The sequence below is a fragment of the Xanthocytophaga flava genome (assembly GCF_030068545.1).
Classification (GTDB): domain Bacteria; phylum Bacteroidota; class Bacteroidia; order Cytophagales; family 172606-1; genus Xanthocytophaga; species Xanthocytophaga flava.
This window is the reverse complement of sequence record NZ_JASJOR010000003.1, coordinates 1-24,098: the sequence shown is the minus strand read 5'-3', so window position 1 is coordinate 24,098 and position 24,098 is coordinate 1. Positions and strand designations below refer to the sequence as shown.

The following is a 24,098-nucleotide window of genomic DNA, read 5'->3' as shown; positions in this document are numbered from 1 at the left end:
TAGTTGGTATTCAGGCAAGTACAAGGTCATAACGCCGCTCTGTAAGCGGTTTGTCAAAGCTTTCAGACGGTTTTTCTTCTGTCAGAACAAATCCATAGCGGGTATACAATGCAGTAGCAGTATGTTGCTCATCTGTCGTCCATAAATACGCATGGGATATTCCTTTTTCGTGCATAAAACGTACAAACTCCTGCATGAGGTATTTACCCAGACCGATACCCCGATATTCAGGAAGGAAGATGAAATACCGTAATTGTACCTGTTGTGCACGATGCTGAGCTACCAGGCAACCCACTATTCTACCTTGGTGTTCGCAAAGCCAGACCTTATCCTTAGCAGCATCATATTGCTGACCGAACTCTTTCAATCCATCCAGTACATATGTCTCAAAGTTTATCCCATAGTTACATTCCTTTGCATATAAATCTCCATGTATATAGGCTATATATCCCAGGTCACCAGGCTGTAAGGTGTTTCGGATCTGGATGTCCGCTAATGCAACTGTTGTCATAAGGTTAGTATGTAAAAGATAAATGATTATCGATATAGCTACCTGCAATGAGCACAGGGACTAAAGTTTAATTGGTATACCAGGCAGAAGTCATCTACAATTAGTTGACTATATCAACCAATACTTCAGCAAAGCAAGTAAAAAAGGTTGAAATTGTCAACTAATTAATCAGGAATATATTTTAGTAAGTCTGGATGTTGGCTCGGGATGAGCATCCATAGAAAGTAGTCTCATGAACTCACAAAAGGTAAAATCTAAAAAACGGATGCGAAGATAATCAATCCTGTATCCCTTTATGAAGATTGCCGGACATAATCAATTCGCCAAAAAGGCTGTCCAAGCTTCTCCATGCCTGACTGGTTGAGGAAGGTGGGGATTGTGGAGAGGAATATTGAGTGATAAGATAATTTCAGATATAAAAAACAGTTAGGAATTAGAACGGATCAGAACATGTAGCCTTTATCAGAGAATGGAAAGATGACAGTCACTAAGCTGCAACTACTGAAGGAAATGGGGTGTATGAATGTAGCCGATTAAAGAGACAGATTCACAGTGTAGCCGACTGGATTGGAAATTAGTTAAGTAAGGTTAGATAACTAATACAGGTGTTTATATTAAAAAAAGCCCGTTTTTTGACTGTGCTTTTTTCGGGTGAGAGAAATAGCCTTTTGCTTGATTTTAAAGGAGAATTTACATAAAACCATTCATTATTTTTCGTTTTTCAACCACACCCTTGCATCTTCGATTGTCTTGAAGAAATTTACTGTGAGCAATTGTTGGTTTATTTTATAGACAATACTTTCTACTGCCACTTTATTAAAATAGTAGTCAGGTTGTACTACTGCTACTATCTTCATTCCTTTCTCTATTGCGCTTGGAAGAAAGCTTCTGTCCATCCATTCTTGATCATCCTTTCCAATTAATACCATTTCTTTTAAATCGACTAGCACCTTTTGTGTACGATTACTTTCTATTATTCCCAACATTTCTTCTGTACCTTCTCTAAACTGAATGCTGGTTGAATAACCCTTCCAAATACTAATTACACTATCTAACTCAGAGTCAAAATGAGTAGAATATACTTTATGCGTTGTCATAGATAATATTGGAGAAGCACGAAAGTAAACCATATCCTATACATATCAAAGTTGTGAATACCTCATATTTATCTGGTGAACATCATATCTTATTCAATGACTTAATTGTATAAATTTTGAATAAGAGAAAGAGTCGCATTTCTGATTTTCATCCAAAAGTACAATGCATTAGAAAAGTGTGTCAGGCATTGACTGATACAGGTTGCAACATAACTATTTTTAGTACAAAAATGAGAGAGGTAAAAATACTCAATTTTCAAAATCCGTATTTATACGATTGTCTCAAAAAATCTGAAACCTCATTTTTGAAGAAATATTTTTTAACTTAACCTCTAAGAAGATGAATGAGGAAATAATAAATAAGTTGGTCTCACAAGTGGATGAGTTGCAACAAGTCATACACATGCAACAAGAGCTGATTTTGCATATGATGAAGGATATTAGAGAGATAAAGGCAGAGCGAAAACAGTACAAATATAAATCTTTTTTAAGGAAGGAACCGGATTAAAGTACTCATAGATAGAATCCTCTTGTTATCCCAAAAAAAGCCCGGCTAAAAAACCGTTTTTTTTCATTCATCATATAATAATGCACAAAGATTTGCATGTGCACTAATACCCATTTTATCAGTAGATATCTATTTTGATTCGGACTTGTTAAGCCCGACACAAAATAGATATCTTTTTTATACAAACACCTGGAATCCAGAATAGCTAAATGATATCTATTCCCAAAATCCTGTTTTCTTTAGTTCTAATTCAATTCTTTTTTCAGTCACCTTTACATAGGCTTTTTGTGTGGTTTTGATATTAGCATGTCCTAATATCTTACTCACAGATTCAATGCTGACACCTGCATCAATCCACAACTGACCAGCAGTCTTTCTGGCAACTCTACTAGATAGCTTCATTCTGACACCACAAATCTTAGTGATATTGCTGACTATGAGCCGGGCAAATCCCATCCAGCAGGATACCCGCCTTCTTATACTCAATACCTTCTTTGTAAATCCGTTTCAGGCCTTCCAGGACATAATGGACCAATGTAAGCGTACTTACATATAAAACTAGTGACCCCAAAACAGTCTTTTCAGGTCACTAGTTACAAGACGCAAAAAAGCCATGAAAACATGCGTTTTCATGGCCTTTCTTTACTATACTTTTTTGTCCACTAATTAAAGTTTTTTCAACTTTCCCATAGCTGATTCAAAACTCAGTTTTTCTCCATCCTTTTTCACGTTGAACACATATGTTTTCTCTGTGAGTACAGAGATTCCAAAAAGCTCATTTGCTCTTACATAAACCGTAAACCTCAATGTATTTGAATCATAAGACCAGGTACCTGATTCTATAGTGAGCTGATCTTTGGGCTTTTTATCTAAAGAAGCCCTATATTCATAATTACTTTTTAGTTCAATAGACTCTGTGGTATCGCCTATGATCATCTGGTAAGAACCTATAAATTCCCCACCTCCTTCAAATTTTGTGTCATGCTCTGCTATTGAACTTATACAGTTATGCTCTATTAACAGATCGGATTTTACTTCAATGGATTTCCTGGATTTAAATACTTCTGATTTTATGATTTCACCTACATGAACTTCATATATACAGGCACCTCTTTTACTTGCATCAACTTTAGGATCAAGAGAGAATACAAGTGTTTGAATCTTTTCCTGCTCTAGTTTCTTTATAGGTAACTTCAGAGAATACGTACGAGTGGAATTAAAAACAATAAACTCTTTTTCATTAAACGCTTTACCCTTACTGGCATAATAGACTTTGTTACCTTGTCCTGAATCATATCCACCAACTTTTCCATATAAAATCAAATTTTGACCAAAACCAGTGATGAACAAAACAGGAAACCAAGTAGAATAAAAATTTGCATAGGATGATATATAATTAAATGATTGAAAGCATTTGTATATACTGAACATGTTTTGAAGGTAACTATCCTGATTTATTACCTAAATGACACCTGTCTTTTTTAGTGGGAATTTCCAGTCTACTTTTGTGGTAATCTTTCTCGATTAACACATGAGACACTCCGATTATACCAATTATTTTCGCACCCTTTGCAGAAAACATAAACAAATCCATCATCCTGATGAAGAAAGCACTTTATCCGAATGGGTCTCCTACAGGATGAACTGAGATAAACTAACCTGGATGAATTCATTGCTGGTAGGTGTTCATTGTTGACTCCTACATTTATGCTATAACGCCTGCTCAAAACATAAAGATAGTATAAGGTAAATAAACCAGAGTCAGCAACAAGTCTAGCCCTTCACCTGTGGTATTTCTTTCCACTTAGTGGTAAACCGATTACTTCGCATCGTTGAAAGCATCTGCCAGGACTGAGCCGTTCCATTACTTGCCAGAAACACCGTTCCTGCTCCCCAGCGTGCATTAATCTTGTCAACCACCGTCATCAGCGCCGGATTGGATGGACGTTCGTCAAACAAGTTCGTTTGCTGACTATGAGCCGGGCAAATCCCATCCAGCAGGATACCCGCTTTCTTATACTCGATACCTTCTTTGTAAATCCGTTTTAAACCTTCCAGAGCATAGTGTACAAGCACACGACTATCCGAACTGCCAGCAGGCAGCGTAATACTGATAGAAGCATAGAATGGAGTTTCCTTAAAGCGTGAAGACTGGATGAAGACCGTAACCACAGAGGCAATTGTTTTCTCGATACGCAGCTTTTCAGAAGCCTTGCTGGCATATACACTCACCGCTTCGCTGAGTTCACTTTCCGTAGTCACTACCCTACCAAAAGATCGACTAACCACTATACTCTTTTTGGTAGCAGGCGTCAACTCCATTTCCAGACACGACACTCCATTGAGTTCGGCAATCAATCGCTCTCCTATCATCCCTCCCAGGTGTTTCTTTGCCCAGGCCGGTCTTACCCTCGCCAGATCGGCGGCATTGGTAATGTGGTAGCTATGCAGCTTTTTGGCATACTGTCTTCCTACTCCCCATATATCCTCAACCCGTAGCTGGGCAAGAGCTTCTTTCCATTTCTGTTCCGTATCCAAAAGCAGCACACCCTGAGTCGAGGCATCTTTTTGAGAATGTCTCTTGGCAAGAAGATTAGCTACTTTTGCCAGTGTCTTGGTGGGAGCAATCCCAACACAGGTAGGAAGCCCCAGGTGAAGCAAAACAGTTTCCCGGATCTGGCGTCCATAGTCAAGCAGGTTCCACCGCTCAAACCCCTCAAGACCTACAAAACACTCATCCACCGAATAAATCTCTACCTCATCACTGAAGGTTGATAGCAGGTTCATCAACCGTTGTGACATATCCCCATACAAGGCATAGTTACTTGAGAAAACAGCTACCTGGTGTTGATCCAGCAAGGGTTTTGCCTCAAAGTACGGTGCTCCCATCTTAATCCCCAGTTGGCGGGCTTCGTTGGATCGGGAAACAATACAGCCATCGTTGTTGCTTAACACCACAACAGGCCTTTTGTCTAAGGCAGGATTAAACACCCGTTCGCAGCTTACATAAAAATTATTGGCGTCGATTAGTCCAAACACAAAGAATGTACTTTTAGCAGTTGTAGTTAGTACCCATTACATAACTCAAATTACACAGCTCAGAATAATTCAGGAAAAAGGATTGATCGCATACGTGACTACTCCCCAGAGCAGGAAGTTCATATCTTCGGTGATAAGTATGTCAGTATAGTCCTTGTTTTCAGGACACAAATACACCTTTCGGTTTTCTATCTTCAATCGCTTACAGGTAAACTCTCCATTGATGACAGCCAGTACCACATTGCCATCTTTGGGTCGCTTTGACTTATCAACGATGATCAGCGCATTATCAAAAATCCCACACCCTTTCATACTATCTCCTACGACTCTCAGATAAAAGGTAGATAGCTTATTCTGAATAAGCATATCATTCAAATCCAGTTGCCTGTCAATATAGTCATCAGCAGGTGAAGGAAATCCTAAGGGTATTAAGGACTCAAAAATAGGTAACTTGGTATGAGTTTGGGCCAGGGGCTTATATACTTCAAGAAACTGATAGGCAGAAGCTGGCAGAGTGTCTAGCTTTTGAATGCGGGATAGTTGTAGCGCTCTCATACAAAGTAAAGGAAGTTAATACCAAAAAAGAATACAAGGCGCAATGTAAACAATAAATATAATTACAAACAATAATTTTCGATACAATATTCATACTATATATTTAAAATTATTGTTTATCTACACTATAGTAGCAGAATATCAGTGAAGTTGATGAGAATGTTTGCAAATCAATATATCCTTTACGAGAATCAACGGGTTCTCTATGAAGCAGATAGCCTGTGGAATCTATGGGATTTTCTGTAGCATTTCGGAAAATAACATTGAATGGAGATTTACCGCAGTACTACATTGCAGTAAACATTACAAATGGGGCTACCAAAAAGTTTGCTTCTTTCACAATACCTATACTTTTTCCATATTACCAGCTTTACCATACCACTTTATTACTGATAAATTCTTGACAAGTCAATACAATTGACTCAGTATATTCTACGTATTGAGGAAATTTTTCTTTAACAATTCTTATAGCTAACTCTTTTAACTCTTCATTATTTGAGGCATGCGAAAATGAAGGAAAAGGATTATCATCTGTAGGTTTATGATATTTACATATTTCAATTGTGTCATCTTGTATTAAGATAACACATGTCTGATCGGCGATATATGGGTCTGGATAACCATAATACCTATCTGTGACTTTAAAATTAACAAATATTATCTCTTCCATAACTCAATGATAATCAACAACAACTATTGCATTGGACTTAGCCTTTCTTTTCAACTTCTGTACACTTTTAATCTGGTTAACATTCTTGAGTTTTTCGAATTAACTAAGTATTACAACGACTGTCTTACATACACATGCTTCACTAAACGATAAGATCTATTATTGATAGTATAGTTTTTTTCGTCATAAATAACCAAAGTATCATTTTTTAAGGAATCTATAAAATATCGTTTCCCCCTGTTGGTGTTATCACCAACAGGAATGATGGGAAACAACTCGTTGGTGATAACACCAACGATGGGAACAAAAAAATGAATACGATGGGAGCTGTAATGATGTATCGGGTAAAAGACAATGAATGCCTTCCATTCTACGTATCGTTGAGTGGGGGTCTGAACTGTAAAGTGCAAAAAACAAAGGGGATAACCCGAAACCAGATACAGGAAATGTTAGCCAAAAACCTGATTCAAGCGACAGACTAAAAAAAGAAGTAGTGGTTACTATCAGGCAGACCTTCAACTGACCACCTTTGCAAAGCAGGCTTAACTCATGAGCTTTTTTTCCTTCTGGAAAAATTGTCAGTGATGGATTTCTGTTGCAAAAGACAGAGCTGACCGTACAGGCCTTACAGTTTAGATAGTACGGTTACTCGCTTGCACACTCTTGTGGGAAAGCAGGTAACCGCCTGGATGGATTCACGGAATATTACACACCTGGTAGATGCCACAACAAGCTGTTAGGTTCCTGGGAAATACGTCGTTTTCAGGAACTCACGCAGTGAGGTCGGCTTGCGACCCAACAAACGTTCGACCGTATGGTGAGTCCCGGCCAGCATGCCGTGTTTGGCGGCCTGACCCCACTGGGCAAGGAAACTGGCGACTACTTCAGGTAGGCCGGCGGCTACTTGCCTGGCAACATAAGATGCCACCTCGGTGTTTTCGTAAGTGATGTCCCTGCCTGCTAATGTAGATAATTCCCGGGCAATATCATGAAACGAATAGGCTTCGCTACCAGATAAGGTATACTCCTGGTTTTCATGTCCTTCGCTGGTTAGTAGTGCAGCTGTGGCAGCGGCCAGTTCGGTCCGGCTGACCAGCGCTATCTTTCCTTCACCTGCCGGGAAAAGTATCTGTGCGTCCGGCACCTGGTTCCCGATCAGATACCCAAGACCTTCAAAGTAGTATCCGTTTTTGAGAATGGTGTATATCAATCCGGAGGCTTTGAGGTAAGCCTCGGTAGCCAGATCACTTTCGGTGACCTGCGGCATTACAAAATCGGTGCTGCGCTGTATGCTGGTGTAGAAAATGTGCTTCACTCCTGTTTCCTTCGCAGCGTCGATCACGTTCTGGTGCTGGCGTATCCGGTCGGTAAACGCCACCGCAGAAACGAGCAGCACTTTGTCAACACCCCGAAAGGCTTCTACCAGGGAGGGATAGTCCAAATAGTCCGCTTGCCGAACGTCCACACCTCGCTTGATAAGGTCGGTTGCTTTGCTGATATCACGCACCATTGCCACAATTTCTGAAGGTGGTGTTGTGGTAAGCAAAAAGTCAATAGTTTGGTGGCCTAACCCACCAGTTGCTCCAGTTACTAAAATCATGATAGAAAGAAATAAAAAATCCTGTATATTTACTTGCAATTTGCAAGTACAAAGATAAAACAAAACACTTGCAAAAAGCAAGTAAAATAAATCGTTTTTTATGAAAGAGCTAAAACAGCGTTCTACTTGCCCTGTCAGCACATCGCTTGACGTACTGGGGGACAAATGGACCTTACTCATTTTACGGGACATGGTGTTTGCGGATAAATCGACTTATGGTCAATTCCTTCAGTCAGCAGAAAAAATTGCGACCAACGTACTGGCCGACCGCCTGGCCGTCCTCGAGTCACACGGTATTTTAACTAAGGTCGTGGCCTCCGATAAGAAATCGAAGTTCACCTATAGCCTGACAGAAAAAGGTATTGATACCATCCCGATCATTGTAGAACTCATTCTATGGGGAACCAAACATTGGCCTACTGTCCTGAACCCTGTATTGCTGGAAGAACTTCAAGCCGGAAAAGATACGGCCATTCAGAAGTACCAACGGCTAGCCCGCCAGAAGGCATCAGTTTAGGCACCAAATCACCCGATAAACGAAAGAATAAAAGCAATGGGTAATGAAGTGTATGAAAATCCAGAGGAACAAAAGGAATATGAGCAATGGCTTACTGCTCATGGTCAATCTACAATAATAAAGTGCTGGATATGTCTGGTATTACTTACTGGTTGTGTGATTGCAGGTATATATGTTTCTTTTTCATGATATAATCAGAAAGCTGAGGAATATACCAAGTGCATAATCCACAGCAACTGGTAACTACTGTGAATTATGCGCTTGGCGTAAATAGCCAAAAAACTATTCAGCCTTTTCCGGTACAATCTGGCGGAGTTCGCTTAGCACCTCTGAATATACGATAGGTGGCACCTCTCCCAGAGGCAGATTAGGAGACTGATAAATGTTGCCGGCCATCTTCCGGAAATAACATTTTCCAAATTCTGCCAGCCAGCCATCTTCGGTATACCCCATAAACAAGCCGCCTCCGGTTTCGATAAATGCCTGTACACCCAGTTCGTCAAACGATTTTGAGAACGAATAAATATCCCCATGATCACCTAACTCCCAGGCTGTCCAGCCAAACCGTTTAAAGGCACCTTTTATCTGTACCGCATTGCCTTTTTTGTCCGCAAATTCTTCGACTTCTGTTAGATCTTTATCCGTATCAGCCAGAAGTACAGATGGACGCTGCAACTGTGGGAACAAAGGTTCTACTCCTGCCTCATAGAACTTCTGTATCCAGACCGCACGTTCTTCTTCTGATAAATCCAGCGGATGCACCATACCTACCACACTATCTTCCGCAATGGTGATCTCTTCATCCTGGAGATTTAGCAATGAGGTATCTTCGGCACAATAGAATGTGTGTGACAGTTTGCCTGATGCATCAAATGTACCCCAGAGCAGATGAGTGGCATAAACAAACATAATCGGGTTGTTCACAAAGAAACTTTGCCACTTTTCAGGCTTCCATTTGCGCTGAATTACCAGATACAACTCCATCCGGCTCGACTGTGACCGTACCACATCCCGCACTTCCTTGCCAATCTCTTTAAATTCATCCAGCAGGGGCTTGGGCGTATTCTTCGGAGCAGACTTAAGCAGCTTATTGTCTTCGTTCAGAAAGGCCAGTTTAAAATCCTTGTTGATAAATACTCTGAATTCGTCCTCACCCACTTTGAAGGTCTTATACATATTCTCAAACCCAAAATCCGGAATAATGCTGTCGGCCAGTTCGTTCATATCCATACCCAGTTCTTCGGCAGCTACCTGTAAGGCATTCAGCGCTGCAGTACCAATATTGGAGTATTTGGTTTTATACTTACGACTAAAAAACTCTACTGCTCGTAAGGCTTTGTTGGTACCTATCAGTGCTAAAGCCACTACACCATATTCAGCCATCTTACCCCGGTTAGACTCTACCCACTTATTAATCTGTGGACGAATCACATCTACCAGACTATCATCACCCAGGAAACCCGCCAGTGTCAGACAATATTTCTGCTTGGCATCTCCCCCATTGTCGATAAACTGTGAGAAAAGCTTTTTGGCAAAGGCTCCACTACTGGCTTTATCTATCAAAGCAAGCAACGGACGAGCCTCTATATCTGACCGTATCTCTTTGGCCCGGCTCATACGATACATCAGAAAACGTGTTGCCAGCAGGTTGTCTACACCTAAAGAAACCGTAAACGTCAGAGCAGGAAGTGCTTTCTCATCCAGCCAGTCGGCCAGTGGTGCATCGAGCTTGCCTCTTTTCTGTGCGGCTACAATCATGTCTGAGATCTGCTGCTCAGTCATATGCTGATAGCGCCGCTCACCCAATGCCTCTATCATTACATCACGGGCATCATCATTCTTCTCACTATTTACCGTATCGAGCAGAATCTTTTCTGCTTCAGGCGTTTTGATACGGGAAAGAATAACCGCTACCGTTTGCCGCACATCGGCAGATTTGGCTCCCAATAGTTCCTGACACTTTGGCAAGGCAGCTTCACCCAGCTTCGCCAGTTCCGTAGCGGCAATCAACCGAATGCTTTTGCTCTTGTCTTTGGTGATGTTCCATACTTTATCTACATGGCGGGAATAGTCGTATTTGCCTAGTAGTTCAAGCAGTACTTTTAAGGTTGTACCATTACCCTTTTCTGTTTCCAGACCCAATGCCAGCACATCTACTGCCTTCTCACCCAGATGCTTGTCTATCACCTGTAGTACTTCCGGACTTATAAAAGCTATATTCAGTTGTCTCAGATAGTTACTGGCTATCTGTGCAGCATTTTCCGGTTCGTACTGAAACAAATCTTCCATTGCGGTAGGACTCACAATCTTCTGGATGTTGCGTCCACTCTGATCTCTCATCCAGAAAGAAGCCTCATGGTATCCCCAATACCCCTTTCCTTCTGTAATATGATTTTCCAGATAGGTACGTGCAGCATCCAGTTGTTTTGTGCGATAGGCCTCAGGTAGTTTGTCGGCCATAGCCCGCAGAATAAAGTATTTTACAGCAGGCTTTGTGACATATGTATTCCCGTTGTCATAAGCAATCCATAGAGCCTTTTGATGTAACTCCGGATTATAGGTAGCGATATAGATGGCATTATCCAGACACAGATAGGTAGTGCCATAGCTGCTGTAATACAAAAAATCCGACAGGTCATAGGTAGTATGCTGTGCCAGGTATTCTACCAGTCTTCCACTCCAGTCTGCACTGGCATGTTTGGTAATAAACGCATCTACAATTTTGTCTTTGTATTCCGGAAATAGTGAAGCAATGTATTTCCCGGCTGCATGCACCAACAGCTTAGGCCGGTCATAAAAAAATATATAATAGGAGGTACTCGTAGCTCCGCTTCCTACTCCTGCCAGTGAGAATAAGACAGCCTCATCTGTCAAACCAAATTGGCGAAGGGTAACCATAGCCTTCACCAAACCATCTTCATCCTTTTCTGCCAGAATTTGATCAGCTATCTGTTGCAGAATCGGAGACATAAACATAGGGGCATTTTTAGACCCTGCAAAAACCTTAATCAGCTTCTGATCCTGCTCATCCAGATTTCCGATATCTACCAGTTTCAGCAGCGGCATATAACAATATGCATCTCTGGGATGTGTAGGAGTTATAGTGGGTGCTACAGTACTTTTGCCTGAAATATAGTCGACCAGTTCTTCCAGACTTTTGTAAAAATTAGCTTTAATGGGTTCCTGTAGCCATGTGTCGTTTTGCATAGAGGTATATGCCTGGCTGGCAGCATAATTCAGCTGGTCAAGAGTAAATGCCATAAATTCAAAAAGTGAATAGTAAAAAATAGAACGATGAACAAAGGTAGTTGTAAACTGTAGCTACTCTACGAAAAAAGATGAAGAGGGTTTATCATAATATTAAAATTCTTAACCATTTGCATGTAAACAGATTCTTCTCAAAATTGCAAGCAGAATTTCACTAAAGCACTTATATTGAAATTCTTTTACAGGCAAACACATGCCGATACATACAAACCTATTTTTTTTACAACAGTTAAATCATATCCCATGGCTTTTCCTAAAGTAAATCCTACACAAACCAATGCCTGGAAGCAACTGACCGTTCATGCTGAACAAACCAGAGATCGTCAGATTAAAGATCTTTTTGCTCAGGATGCAGATCGGTTCAAAAAATTCTCGCTGACTTTCGAGGATATTTTACTGGACTATTCAAAAAACAATATATCAGATCAAACCAAAAGTCTGTTGCTTCAACTGGCTGAGGAATCCCAATTGAAGCAGGCTATTGAAGCTATGTTTGGCGGAGAAGCTATCAATGCTACAGAAGGTCGTTCGGTCCTACACACTGCCCTGCGTAACCGTTCGGGTAAGCCTGTTTATTCAGAAGGCAAAGATGTGATGCCGGATGTAAATGGTGTGCTGGCACAAATGGAAAAATTCTCTAACCAGATTATTTCCGGCGAATGGAAAGGCTACACTGGCAAAGCCATTACCGATATCGTCAACATTGGAATTGGTGGTTCGGATCTGGGTCCGGTGATGGTAACAGAAGCACTGAAGCCTTACTGGAAATCCAACATGAGTGTACACTTTGTATCGAACGTAGATGGTACACACATTGTAGAAACGCTGAAAAAGGTAAATCCGGAGACGACGCTTTTTATGATAGCCTCCAAAACGTTTACCACACAGGAGACTATGGCCAATGCGCATTCGGCCCGTAACTGGTTTCTGACCTCAGCCAAAGACGAAAGCCTGGTAGCCAAACACTTTGTAGCTCTGTCTACCAATGCAAAGGAGGTACAGAAGTTTGGTATTGACACAGCCAACATGTTCGGCTTCTGGGACTGGGTAGGTGGACGGTATTCTCTCTGGTCTGCTATTGGATTATCGATAGCCTGTACCATTGGGTTTGACAACTTCAAAGCGTTGCTGGAAGGAGCCTATGCTATGGATCAGCACTTCCAGACTACCCCTTTCGCAGAAAATATTCCTGTCACACTGGGTTTGCTGGGTGTATGGTACAATAATTTCTTTGATGCCCAAAGTCATGCGATACTTCCTTATGACCAATACATGCACCGCTTTGCAGCCTATTTCCAGCAGGGAGATATGGAAAGCAACGGCAAATATGTAGACCGCAATGGCACACCTGTCACCTACTCTACAGGTCCTGTTATCTGGGGAGAACCGGGTACCAATGGTCAACATGCGTTTTATCAGCTGATCCACCAGGGTACCAAGCTGATTCCGTGTGACTTTATTGCGCCAGCTATTACACACAATGCTATTGGCAATCACCATACGTTACTGATGTCTAACTTCTTTGCTCAAACAGAAGCCCTGATGAAAGGAAAGACGGAGGCAGAAGTACGTGATGAGTTCATCAAAGCAGGTAAGTCCGAAACAGAATTTGCGCCACTGGTTCCGTTTAAAGTGTTCCAGGGCAATCGTCCTACCAACTCCATTCTGGTAAAACGCATCACTCCGTATACACTGGGTAGCCTGATTGCTATGTACGAACACAAGATTTTTGTGCAAGGGGTAATCTGGAATATCTATAGCTTTGATCAGTGGGGTGTAGAACTCGGCAAACAACTTGCCAGCAAGATTTTGCCTGAACTGGAAACAGAACAGGAAGTCACTTCACACGACAGTTCTACAAACGGATTGATTAATGCATTTAAGAGCATGCGTAATATTTCTAAGTAATTTTATCTATAATTAGAAATAACTCTCTTACTTCTAATAAATTATAGAAAGCGGATCTTCCTTTAATCCAAAAGGAAAATTCGCTTTTTCTATTTTGTATTTTCCTTTTCTACAAGATATTTGCACCAGCTTTTATTAACCAAAAAACCAGTAAAACAATGAAAAAAATCTTTATTGCGGCTATCGCAATGATCTCAGCTATGACTGCCAATGCGCAGGTAGAACAAGGAAAATTATTTATCAATGGCCAGTTTGGTGTTTCTTCTACCAGCTACAAAGCAGATTCTGACCATAAAAAGTCTTCCTTTACTTTAATGCCAAGTGTAGGTTATTTTGTTAGCGATCAGTTTGCCGTAGGTTTAGGAGTTGGCGTATCAACAAACAAAGACAAGAATACCACCTCTAATGTAACTACAACTACGACCGATTCTTATGTAAGCATAGCTCCTTTTGTAAGATATTATATTCCAACAGCGGGAGATAAGTTCCATTTCTTTGCACAAAGCAGATTAGGATTTGGTTTTGGTAAGGAAAAAACTAAATATTCTAATACATCAGTGACGTTGGAGGATAAAACAAACTACATCAACTTTAATATTTCACCAGGATTTGCCTACTTCCCATCATCTCACTGGTCACTTGAGTTACTTTTAAATGGATTCTATATCGATTCACAAAAGAATCCTAATAATGACAATAGTGGTGTTACAACCGTTGGCTTAGATGTAAACTCTTTAGTCCCTAATGTAGGTATCAGCTATTTCTTCTAATCAATAAGAAATATATTTTAGCAGAGAGGCCACCTTCGGGTGGCTTTTTTTATGGGATTCCCTTACCTTGGTATGTCCACTTACCATACAAGCTATGTTACTTCCACATTCTATTTCTGGCGTCTTTCAGACACTACCTTTACTGGAGAGTTATCAGACTCCATGGGAGATTACGACTAAGGTTCAGGAGATTATCTCTCAGATTCTCACGACTCTCGATCCGGACTTTATCGTCCGTGATCATATTGCCATTCACAAAGACAGTGTAGTGGAACAAGGAGTAGTTCTGAAAGCACCTGTTATCATCTCTAAAGGATGTTTTATCGGAGCACATGCCTATCTGCGGGGAGGGGTATTTTTGGCAGAAAATGTATCTATCGGTCCAGGGTGTGAAGTAAAGTCCAGTTTTATCTTTTCCGGAAGTGCGCTGGCACATTTTAACTTTGTCGGGGATTCTATCATTGGAAATCAGGTAAATATGGAAGCCGGAGCAATCATTGCCAATCACTTCAATGAACGGGAAGATAAACGTATCTGGGTGAAGATCAACCACGAAATAATTGACACGAAAGTTACTAAGTTTGGAGCCCTGATAGGAGACAACTCCCGCCTTGGAGCCAATGCTGTAACCACTCCAGGTACCATTTTACCCCCTAATAGTGTGGTTGGCAGACTGGAACTGGTAAATCAAATAGCTAAGCCATAAGACTTAGGCTCACAGTAGTAGCAACAAAATTCTTCCATAAGGCAGAGAGAAATTATTTTGTCCACAAAAATAGTAAACAAAATTCCAGCTTGATAGTTACTACCATAACAGACAAAACTATACACCTTTACTTATATATTTCCATGGTAGTTATTATAGGAGCAGGAATTGCGGGATTAACCTGCGCCAAGTACTTACAGGATAAGGGCATTCAGTCAACGATTCTGGAAGCATCGGATGCTGTAGGAGGTAGAGTTCGTACAGATAAAGCAGGCGGTTTTCTCCTGGACAGAGGCTTTCAGATTTTTCTCCCCTCCTATCCGGAAGCTCAGAAACTACTCCAATATGAATCCCTGCAATTTCAGGAATTTCAGTCTGGAGCTATCATTCGCAAACAAGGCAGGTTTCATACGATGCCCAATCCACTACAACATCTCCTGTCGGCTCCTGAAGCTTTGATAGCTCCTGTGGGATCATTGCGGGATAAAGTAAAGATCTTGCAACTAAGCCAAAAGTTAAAGTCTGTTGCCAACGCTAGCTTCTTTCAGGAAAAGACAAACGACTCTACAGTGAACTTTTTGCATAAGTATGGCTATAGTGATGAAATTATTGATACATTCTTCCGCCCGTTCTTTAGTGGTGTTTTCCTGGAAAAAGAACTGCATACTTCTTACCTGTTCTTTCAATTCCTATTTAAACAATTTGCTAACGGACAGGCTGTGATCCCTGCACAGGGAATGCAGGCGATACCCCAACAGATAGCCTCTTATCTTCCCTCCAACAGTATCCGACTGCAAACCAAAGTCAGATACATAGACGGGCAAACTGTACACCTTGAAAATGGAGAAAGTTTGGAAGCTGATACTATTGTCATTGCCACCGACGCCCGACAATTTCACCGCTGGTATCCTGACACCCAATCAGTCGAGTTTAACGGAACTACCTGTCTTTATTTCACAGCTCCTAAGTCCCCATTAAGCAGACCTATGCTAGCCATTAATGCGGATGCAGACGGACTTGTCAACCATATCGCTGTTTTATCGGATGTAGCGCCCTCCTATACGCCTACAGATGAAGCGCTGATCTCTGTGAATCTGGTAGGTCAGTCTCCTTATTCCAATGGAGAACTGGCTCAGAAAGTACATCTGGAGATGATTGAATGGTTTGGTGCTGAGGCGAAAAACTGGCAGCACATCCGTACCTATTCCATACCTCACGCCTTACCACAATACCTGCCTGAGACTAAACAGCCTATACCACTAAAGCTTACTAACTATACCTATGCCTGTGGGGATTATACACGCTATCCTTCACTGAACGGAGCAATGCAATCAGGTCGCGAAGTAGCAGAAATGATAGTACAGATGCGTCATTAGATCTTTTCTTGTTCTACTACTCCTACTTTTATTGTTCTGAAAGATTCATTCTCTTTCAGTCCCTATCTCCTTCCTGTCCTTCTGAAAGAATCTCGTGGCAAGACCGGCGGCCTTTCCGAATGGAGTATAAATTCACTCACAAACCAAGCGTGGCTCTATTTGTCACAAGATTCTTTCAGAAGGACAGTGAAGGAAGTGTCTTTGAGGTGGACAGGAAGGATTACTTCTTCCAAAAAGACATAGATATGAGAGTGAAAAGCAGAAAACAAAAACCTCATTTTTCTTACCTTACTCACCGTTTATTAGGATTATCTGGCTTACATAAAGCTTTGTAGAAGAATAAAGAATAGTTACTTTAAAGTGCTAAAACTTTATATACACAGCTATGAATCCTCAACAAGACTTTCTTTTAGAAGAAACCGAAGAACAACTCCAACTCCTGGCTAACATTCGCCGATTGCTTACTAGTGATGAGGAAACCAACTGCAAGATGGCGATAGAGATTATGAAAGGCGGTGGGGTACCTCCCCAACTGGTCGAAGACCTGATTATCTATTCCAAAACGCTTTCCAATTCAGCTATTCGGGCAGCGATACGTAAACTACTCGAAAAACAGGCCTTATTTGAATGGAATACTATTATACAGGATACAACAGCTTTTGTAAATATTGAAACAACAAAGGAAAAAGATATCCGAGCCAAGATGGCTCGGATGGTACAGAAAGTAGGTTGGCAGGAGCTTGCCACACTGGGTTATTTACTCTTTCAGCGCTTTGAGAAAGGATTATCTTTTATTCTGAGCTATCCGCAAAATAATCCCTATCGGATCAAAGCTATGGAAATGATAACACACGATGGCTATCTTGATTTTCATAAAGGTGTGGGGTACACCAATCGAAAAGATGGATCATTAGGTTGGTCTACTGTCGTAAAAACAGGAATCGCTTTTCCGGATGACCATCCTCAGGCTGCAAGTTTAACAAGCATTAACTTTCATAATTGCAAACTGACATCTGTATCTCCTAAGGTTAAGGTTTTTGAAAATCTGGAAGAGTTAGACTTATCTCACAATCAGCTAAAATCACTTCCACCAGCAATGGCTCATCTGCCTAAACTCCGAAAGCTGGATTTGTCTAACAACCAGATTACAACATTTCCTACTGTGTTATTGAAAATGACTTCTCTGGAAGAGTTAGACTTGAGGGGAAATATATCAAATCGGGGAAACAATATAGAAAACTTTATTCCGGAAGAATTTTTTAAGGCACTGCCTAACTGCAAAGTAAAAATCTATTAATTCATCTGAATAAACAAGTATGGCAGACCACACGATGTCGACTACAAAATTTCTGGAAGAAGTCAATGAAGAACAAAAATTGTTTATTGAGAACCTTCGACGCTTATTAAGTACAGGAGAGGAAGCCAATTGCAAAATGGCTATTGAAATTATGAAAGGGGGTGGTGTGCCTAGTTCGATGTATGAAGATCTTTTGATTTATTCCAAAATATTGCCAGAGGCCAGTCAGCGTACTTTAATACGAAAGCTGCTGGCAAAACAAACTATATCCGACTGGAAAAATCTGATAGAAGATACAACAGCTTTTGTAAACATTGAAACTACCAAAGAGAAGGATATACGAGATAAGATGGCCAAGATGTGCAAGACAGTAGGCTGGGAAGAGACTGCATTGTTAGGCTATTTGTTCTTTCAACGATATAGGAAAGGACTCTCTTTCATTTTGTCTTATCCTCACCGCAATCCTTTTCGAATCAAAGCACTGGAAATGTTAACTCATGGAGACGTATTTGACTTCCATACCGGAATTGGATATTATACATGGAAAGGAACTCAGCCTGAAGAAGTGATTCTGTCAAATGTAGATACCAAAATCAAATTTCCAGACGACCATCCCAATGCCACCACTCTTCGGGTACTTAACTTTCACAATTGCAAACTGGATTCTATTCCAAATGAAATAGCTGCTTTTGAAAATGTAGAAGAACTGGATTTGTCGGTTAATAATCTTAAAAAGTTACCTGTATCGTTTACTAAATTGACTCATTTACGTAAGCTCGATCTGTCTTTTAACCGATTTACTGAGTTTCCTAAAGTTCTGATCAAAATGACAGCTTTACAAGAACTTGACTTCCGTTACAATAATAAGTCTGCCTACTCTTTCAAAGACAATACACTAGTAATTCCTGATGAGTTTTATACTCAGATGCCCAACTGCAAGGTGTTGGTATAATGAATCTCCTATTGTATATCGAAAAACACCAGGTAAAAGTGCTTTTATAGTTAATTATATTTATAAAACATTGATTATAAAGATATTTTAATTTAATATGTATCGTTAAAAGCCAAGGACCAGACGATGTCCTATACGAAAGCGGACAGATCTCTTTGATTTGTAAGGAATAAACCATATTTGAGCAGTAAAGTGTCCTTTTTACTTACACTAATGATATAAGGCGCAAAACATTCTTTTTTATAGTGGAAAATTAAATCAAGGACAGCTATAAAAAACGACATTTTTTTACAACGGGCAGACTTGATTTGCAAGTTGTGTTAATCAGAGAAATTATTCACTATTTTTTTAGTAAAGACAATCTGATACGAGTACCTCTTCTCAGAAGTAAGTACCATGCTATGGTAGCTCGACTTGTTCAAAGTCATTTCCAGTTCTAAATTTTAAAAGTCAGTAGATTACAGAGTATACTCTCAGTTAAACCAGAGCATTAAGCTTGCCTCCCGATTGGTGGTTTGTTATTCTTTTGCTCATGTGCATCTATTGAGCTGTCTGATCTGTCTAAACCGGATTCGTAAACTCTTTCAACTTAAAAATCACATTCTTACCAGAAAGAAATACCATTACTATCTTATCATACATAACCAAACCCAAATCAACATGGAACCACAAACCGCCACATTCCCAAACAAAGCAGGACTCAAAATTTTTACCCGTACCTGGTTACCTCAAGCAGATGCCAGAGGAGTAGTAGTCATTGTTCATGGCTTAAATTCTCATAGTGGCTATTACCAATGGGTAGCAGATCAGTTTACTGACCAAAATTATGCCGTTTATGCTCTTGACTTACAAGGTCGCGGACAATCCGAAGGAGAGCGTTTTTATGTGGAAAGTATTTATGACTACATAAACGACATTGATACACTGGTAGACAGTGCGAAAGCAGACTATCCAGGTCTACCCGTTTTTATGTTAGGACACAGCGCAGGCGGAGTATTATCATGTATATATACACTGGAACATCAGGAAAAACTTACTGGGCTGATTTGTGAAAGCTTTGCCTATCAAGTACCTGCACCTGACTTTGCTTTAACCATACTCAAAGGCTTAAGTCATATAGCCCCACACCTGCATACAATAAAACTCAAAAATGAGGACTTTTCCCGTGATACTGCCGTAGTAGACTTTATGAATAACGATCCTCTCATTGCCAATGAGTCGCAACCAACCAAAACTATGGAACAACTGGTACTGGCGGATGAACGATTGAAAAAAGAATTTCCCAAAATTACCATACCTGTTTTCATAATACATGGCACCAAAGACAATGCTACCAAATACAGTGGAAGCCAGTTCTTTTATGATACGGCAGGTTCTTCTGACAAAACCCTTAAGTTATACGAAGGTCACTATCATGATTTATTAAATGATGTAGACAAAGAAATAGTCATTACCGATATTAAAGACTGGGTAATCAAACACTCTTAACTGAGGAAAAAATACAGACTATTGGTCTGGTAATAAGGTACTTTGTATAAACGACCTGTTGCCAGACCAGTAAGATAATTTTCTTAAAGCTGGCAGATACTATATTCAGTAGTATACTTTTTTCTTTTTGTGTATTACTCTGTTCCAGACCCAATGAAAAAGTTCAGGATAGGCAACAGCTCCTACAGAGTAATATATTCCAGTAAAGTGCTGCTTCACATCAGTATGAAAGACAGCATACCGATACCCAACCTGAGCACTTAATCCAATCCATCGGGTGGCTTTCCATTGTCCATATACTCCCGCTTGTGCAGGAACGAAAAAATCTCTGTGACTGCGACCAATAGCATGGTCTGTTCTCACATCATGGGGCATTACATTTACCATCCCTCCTCCTACTTCCAATGGAATACTCACAATCCAACGTTCACTAAAGAGGATATTTCGCCAGTAAATCAGACTAACAAACCAGAAATCATTTTTGTTATAATAGGAGGCATCTGCCTGTATAGCTTCATTTTTTCGCAGGTTACTCAAACGCTTTTCCGCAAAGTATCCCAGCCAGTAGTACCCCAGAGTAACATGATGTTCTTTAGGTCCATAGGCAATGCCCGCATTAAAGCCCCATATGCTGACAGGCTGATAGTCGAAGGTTGAATTGCGAAAATCCAGACTGAAAACAGGTTTAATTTTATGTACAACCAATGAATCATGAGGCTCCTTCATCAGACTATCCAACGGAAAAATCTCATACCGCAAAATCGTTGCATTGGCTATAGTAGGGGTCCACAAACTCAGACAGGCACAAACAGAGACAAGCACTGTCTTTAAGAAATACGCTCCGAATAATTTGCAGAATACCTGTTTCACAAAACAACTGTTTCTTTTACAGATAGTTCACTAAAAAAGTATTCCTTATCCTTTTACTCTACAACAGGACTCCATTTTCTTCTTACAAAATAATCTCCCAGCAATAAGCTACTGATTACAATCAGAAAAAGAATCCACTGCTGGCTATACATCCCGATCAATTGTACAGATGAATCAATCACAGCATTGGTATCCGGCGAGGTTATCTGACCTTTACGTGATGACATTATCGCAACCAAAAGAATTAGTGATACCACACCTGCTATCCACAGCCATACTTTGCGGGAAATGACAGGTTCTATCACTACCCGTCGTTTAGGTGTAAGCTGAGCCATTATCTGGGATGTAAAGTCTTCTAATGGGTCAGTGGCAACATTCTTTTTCACTATTTCGGCAATAGCAGGCTCCAGGCTCAAATCTTCGATTGTGGCAATCTGAGACATGATACGGTCTGTAAATGCATCCGAAGGTTCGTCCAGATTCATTTTCTGTAATGTCTTTTTCAACTTTCTCTCTTTCATCTCTCTTCGATTAAATAACTCAGTTTTCTTTCCAGCACTTTTCTTGCTCTATGCAGCTTTATCTTAATATTAGAAGCCATCAGTCCCGTTATCTGTTCAATTTCCCGAATAGACTTTTCCTCATAATAATAGAGCAGCACTAACAAACCTTCCTGCTGAGGCAATGCCTGAATGGACTCTTTGATGATACGCTCCTGATCCTGTTCGTTGAAACTACCTGGTAAGACCCTCTCCTCATCCTCCCATTTGGGTAATTGCTCTGTGAGAAAGGTAAACTCCCGTTTCATCTCCTTCAGTTTGTTCAGGCAGAGGCGATAGGTAATAGTATATAGCCAGGTTGAAAATTTAGATTTTCTCTCGAAGGTATGCAAACGTTCGTAAGCCTTTACAAAACTATCCTGTGCAGCGTCTTCTGCATGTTGTGCATCATTTAGAATCTTCAATGAAATGGAATACACCATCTTCTTGTATCGCTCCACCAAAAAGCGATAGGCAGAGACATCTCCCTGTAGCACACGTTCGATATAGTATTCGTCTTCGAAGATTTTCATAACGATGGTTAGACAACCATCTGTCGGTTTGGTTACAACTAATTTTACTAAATAAATTTTTTAGAAAAAAGTTGTAACCAATGAAAAACCGGGTTGTCATATGGCAAAACGAATCAAAAACATATGGATGAAATACTCAGAGACTTTCTGGTCTCATTTGTTGCCATTGGAGCCATAGCCGGTATACTCTATGTCATTCTAATGACCCGTCACCGCGAACGAATGACATTGATGGAAAAAGGGCTAACCCCCAAAGAATTTAACAACAACCTGGCAGTTATCTCAGCGACACTGCGTTTTGGACTCCTCATGATTGGGATAGCTATTGGTATACTACTAGGCAATACGGTTGCCAATAAGATGGATGTTCCCAGACAAGGTGCATTCTTTGCGATGATGTTGTTATTTGGAGGCATCAGCCTTATCATCAGTTACCTTATCGAGAAATCACACTATAAAAACAATCAAAAATGAGACCGTCTCCTACGCTTCTGTTACTAGCCATTGTAACTATCTTTTCCGGATTTTCTCTGACTGCTTATGCACAATCCCACGATAATGAACAGGAAGAAAATAAGAAGTTGACGGCTACTATCCTGCATCTGGATAGCCTCTTCTGGAAAACCTATAATGAATGTAATCTGACCGAGAATGCCCGCTATATCGCACCTACTATTCAGTTTTATCATGACAAGGGAGGAATAACCAGTGGAGCGGGAGCTTTGACAAACTCACTTGCCAAAAACATTTGTGGCAATCCGAATCAAAAAATCAGACGAGAAGAAGTACCTGGTACGATTCAGGTGTTTCCAATGCGAGACGGAAACCGCATTTATGGAGCTATTATTTCGGGCGAGCATTATTTCTATGTAAGCCAGAATGGAAAACCGGAACGTAGAGAAGGATTGGCTAATTTTACCAACTTCTGGACGCTTGAAAATAATGAGTGGAAAATGTCGTATGTACTGAGTTATAATCATCACGGAGCACCACCTATAAACACGCGAAAAGAGATTTCTCTTCCAGCCAAAACACTGAAACAATATGAAGGCACTTATAAAAATCCAACGTTTGGCTCCTTTACTATCAAATCGAATGGCAACTACCTGACTATGGAAAGCAGCAATTCCAGAATGGATATGTTTGCTGAAAAGCCACACTTCTTTTTTAGCAAAGAACGGGACCTTCAGTTTGAGTTTGCCACCGACACTAAACAAAAAGTCTCAAAAATCATTGTTCATGAAAATGGAAAAGTGGTAGATGAGCTGACGAAAGAGTAGCAACCCAAATTCCTACCTCCATAAAAACCTGAATCATCCCGTATTTTGATGAAAAGACTATCACAGCCTTTAGAAAAAGAGAAGCAAAGTAGTTACAAATAGAGCAAAGACAACTTCAATAGCGAAAGGTGGTGCAGGTGTGTAAGGTTTCTTTTCTCCGCGAGGTTGGCCTCTTATCTTGTCCTATGTCTTTTCAGGAAAAGAGGACTGCAACTAAAGAAAAGACATCTTCCCTGTCCTTCTGAAAGAATCTTGTGACAAATAGAGCCGCGTTTGGTATCTGAGAGAAAGTATATTCTCTACTCGGAAAAGCCGCCGGTCTTGTCACGAGATTCTTTCAGAAGGACAGAGAGGGAGGTGAGAGGGTAAAAAGAGAATTATTCTTAAAATCCTCAAAATTGAAAAATTTATGGAACATAGTAAGGGTTGGCCTTTGGGCGGGAGGATCGGAGAAAAGGGCTCTTTTTTTTGCCCGTTGTTGGTGTTATCACCATAGCCGTCAGGCTAAGGGAAAAGAATTTGTTTAGGAGACAACCGAAAACCATTACAGTCAACACGTCTACGTTCTTTTTTGGCTAAATGAAATAACTGCTCAAAGACATGAGTAAACCAGTC

At 40.5% G+C, this 24,098-nt stretch carries 24 protein-coding genes; 11 read left to right on the top strand and 13 right to left on the bottom strand.

Annotated features, from left to right (window positions below; translation table 11 throughout):
- Positions 1-10: 10 nt before the first annotated feature.
- The 8 genes from QNI15_RS05460 to QNI15_RS05425 form a co-directional block, all read right to left on the bottom strand.
- A complete protein-coding gene (locus QNI15_RS05460; RefSeq protein WP_314030946.1) occupies positions 11-511 on the bottom strand; it encodes a GNAT family N-acetyltransferase in 501 nt (166 codons plus the stop codon).
- A gap of 707 nt (positions 512-1,218) precedes the next feature.
- Positions 1,219-1,608 carry an STAS/SEC14 domain-containing protein gene (locus tag QNI15_RS05455; protein ID WP_314030944.1) on the bottom strand — a complete coding sequence of 130 codons (390 nt, stop codon included), beginning with the start codon at positions 1,606-1,608 and terminating at the stop codon, positions 1,219-1,221.
- 724 nt (positions 1,609-2,332) lie between these two features.
- A complete protein-coding gene (locus QNI15_RS05450; RefSeq protein WP_314030943.1) occupies positions 2,333-2,518 on the bottom strand; it encodes a tyrosine-type recombinase/integrase in 186 nt (61 codons plus the stop codon).
- Between the two features lie 16 nt (positions 2,519-2,534).
- Positions 2,535-2,687: a hypothetical protein gene (locus tag QNI15_RS05445; protein ID WP_314030942.1), complete on the bottom strand. Its 153-nt coding sequence runs from the start codon at positions 2,685-2,687 to the stop codon at positions 2,535-2,537.
- A 95-nt stretch (positions 2,688-2,782) separates the two neighbouring features.
- Positions 2,783-3,439 carry a hypothetical protein gene (locus tag QNI15_RS05440; protein ID WP_314030941.1) on the bottom strand — a complete coding sequence of 219 codons (657 nt, stop codon included), beginning with the start codon at positions 3,437-3,439 and terminating at the stop codon, positions 2,783-2,785.
- Positions 3,440-3,889: 450 nt separating this feature from the next.
- Entirely contained in the window at positions 3,890-5,155 is a 1,266-nt protein-coding gene (locus tag QNI15_RS05435; protein ID WP_314030939.1) for a Y-family DNA polymerase, read from the bottom strand.
- 69 nt (positions 5,156-5,224) lie between these two features.
- On the bottom strand, positions 5,225-5,710 hold the full coding sequence (locus tag QNI15_RS05430; protein WP_313976508.1) for a LexA family protein: 486 nt from the start codon (positions 5,708-5,710) through the stop codon (positions 5,225-5,227).
- Between the two features lie 370 nt (positions 5,711-6,080).
- Positions 6,081-6,380 carry a hypothetical protein gene (locus QNI15_RS05425; protein WP_314030937.1) on the bottom strand — a complete coding sequence of 100 codons (300 nt, stop codon included), beginning with the start codon at positions 6,378-6,380 and terminating at the stop codon, positions 6,081-6,083.
- A gap of 311 nt (positions 6,381-6,691) precedes the next feature.
- On the opposite strand from QNI15_RS05425, the gene QNI15_RS05420 reads away from it, so the two are divergent.
- Entirely contained in the window at positions 6,692-6,862 is a 171-nt protein-coding gene (locus tag QNI15_RS05420; protein ID WP_314030936.1) for a hypothetical protein, read from the top strand.
- Positions 6,863-7,116: 254 nt separating this feature from the next.
- On the opposite strand, the gene QNI15_RS05415 is transcribed toward QNI15_RS05420, so the two are convergent.
- Entirely contained in the window at positions 7,117-8,061 is a 945-nt protein-coding gene (locus QNI15_RS05415; RefSeq protein ID WP_314030935.1) for an SDR family oxidoreductase, read from the bottom strand.
- A 19-nt stretch (positions 8,062-8,080) separates the two neighbouring features.
- Between QNI15_RS05415 and QNI15_RS05410 the strand changes: the two genes are divergently transcribed.
- Positions 8,081-8,497 (top strand): winged helix-turn-helix transcriptional regulator, encoded by a 417-nt coding sequence (locus QNI15_RS05410; RefSeq protein ID WP_314030933.1) that lies wholly within the window; start codon positions 8,081-8,083, stop codon positions 8,495-8,497.
- 282 nt (positions 8,498-8,779) lie between these two features.
- Here QNI15_RS05410 and QNI15_RS05405 read toward each other — a convergent pair whose 3' ends face one another.
- On the bottom strand, positions 8,780-11,758 hold the full coding sequence (locus QNI15_RS05405) for a DUF4132 domain-containing protein (protein ID WP_314030931.1): 2,979 nt from the start codon (positions 11,756-11,758) through the stop codon (positions 8,780-8,782).
- Positions 11,759-12,007: 249 nt separating this feature from the next.
- Here QNI15_RS05405 and pgi point away from each other — a divergent pair, with 249 nt between their 5' ends.
- The 7 genes from pgi (at position 12,008) to QNI15_RS05370 (ending at position 20,261) form a co-directional block, all read left to right on the top strand.
- Positions 12,008-13,672 (top strand): glucose-6-phosphate isomerase, encoded by a 1,665-nt coding sequence (pgi, locus tag QNI15_RS05400; RefSeq protein ID WP_313998178.1) that lies wholly within the window; start codon positions 12,008-12,010, stop codon positions 13,670-13,672.
- Between the two features lie 158 nt (positions 13,673-13,830).
- Entirely contained in the window at positions 13,831-14,442 is a 612-nt protein-coding gene (locus QNI15_RS05395; protein ID WP_313998176.1) for an outer membrane beta-barrel protein, read from the top strand.
- 94 nt (positions 14,443-14,536) lie between these two features.
- Positions 14,537-15,148, top strand: coding sequence for a DapH/DapD/GlmU-related protein (locus QNI15_RS05390; protein WP_314030929.1), 612 nt, complete (start codon positions 14,537-14,539; stop codon positions 15,146-15,148).
- 143 nt (positions 15,149-15,291) lie between these two features.
- A complete protein-coding gene (locus tag QNI15_RS05385) occupies positions 15,292-16,524 on the top strand; it encodes an NAD(P)/FAD-dependent oxidoreductase (RefSeq protein WP_313998172.1) in 1,233 nt (410 codons plus the stop codon).
- A gap of 385 nt (positions 16,525-16,909) precedes the next feature.
- A complete protein-coding gene (locus QNI15_RS05380; protein WP_314030927.1) occupies positions 16,910-17,821 on the top strand; it encodes a leucine-rich repeat domain-containing protein in 912 nt (303 codons plus the stop codon).
- Positions 17,822-17,840: 19 nt separating this feature from the next.
- Positions 17,841-18,773 (top strand): leucine-rich repeat domain-containing protein, encoded by a 933-nt coding sequence (locus tag QNI15_RS05375; RefSeq protein WP_313998167.1) that lies wholly within the window; start codon positions 17,841-17,843, stop codon positions 18,771-18,773.
- A gap of 660 nt (positions 18,774-19,433) precedes the next feature.
- Positions 19,434-20,261, top strand: a complete 828-nt coding sequence (locus QNI15_RS05370) for an alpha/beta hydrolase (protein ID WP_314030926.1) — start codon at positions 19,434-19,436, stop codon at positions 20,259-20,261.
- A gap of 105 nt (positions 20,262-20,366) precedes the next feature.
- On the opposite strand, the gene QNI15_RS05365 is transcribed toward QNI15_RS05370, so the two are convergent.
- The 3 genes from QNI15_RS05365 to QNI15_RS05355 are packed head-to-tail and all read right to left on the bottom strand — an operon-like array spanning position 20,367 to position 22,203.
- Positions 20,367-21,131 (bottom strand): hypothetical protein, encoded by a 765-nt coding sequence (locus QNI15_RS05365; protein ID WP_314030924.1) that lies wholly within the window; start codon positions 21,129-21,131, stop codon positions 20,367-20,369.
- A gap of 53 nt (positions 21,132-21,184) precedes the next feature.
- Entirely contained in the window at positions 21,185-21,652 is a 468-nt protein-coding gene (locus tag QNI15_RS05360; protein ID WP_314030922.1) for a hypothetical protein, read from the bottom strand.
- Positions 21,649-22,203: an RNA polymerase sigma factor gene (locus tag QNI15_RS05355; RefSeq protein WP_314030921.1), complete on the bottom strand. Its 555-nt coding sequence runs from the start codon at positions 22,201-22,203 to the stop codon at positions 21,649-21,651. Before QNI15_RS05355 ends, QNI15_RS05360 begins: the two co-directional genes overlap by 4 nt.
- A 123-nt stretch (positions 22,204-22,326) precedes the next feature.
- On the opposite strand from QNI15_RS05355, the gene QNI15_RS05350 reads away from it, so the two are divergent.
- Together QNI15_RS05350 and QNI15_RS05345 are read left to right on the top strand one after the other, a co-directional pair.
- Positions 22,327-22,677, top strand: coding sequence for a DUF6249 domain-containing protein (locus tag QNI15_RS05350; RefSeq protein ID WP_313976474.1), 351 nt, complete (start codon positions 22,327-22,329; stop codon positions 22,675-22,677).
- Entirely contained in the window at positions 22,674-23,483 is an 810-nt protein-coding gene (locus QNI15_RS05345; RefSeq protein WP_314030919.1) for a DUF3471 domain-containing protein, read from the top strand. Before QNI15_RS05350 ends, QNI15_RS05345 begins: the two co-directional genes overlap by 4 nt.
- Positions 23,484-24,098 lie beyond the last annotated feature (615 nt).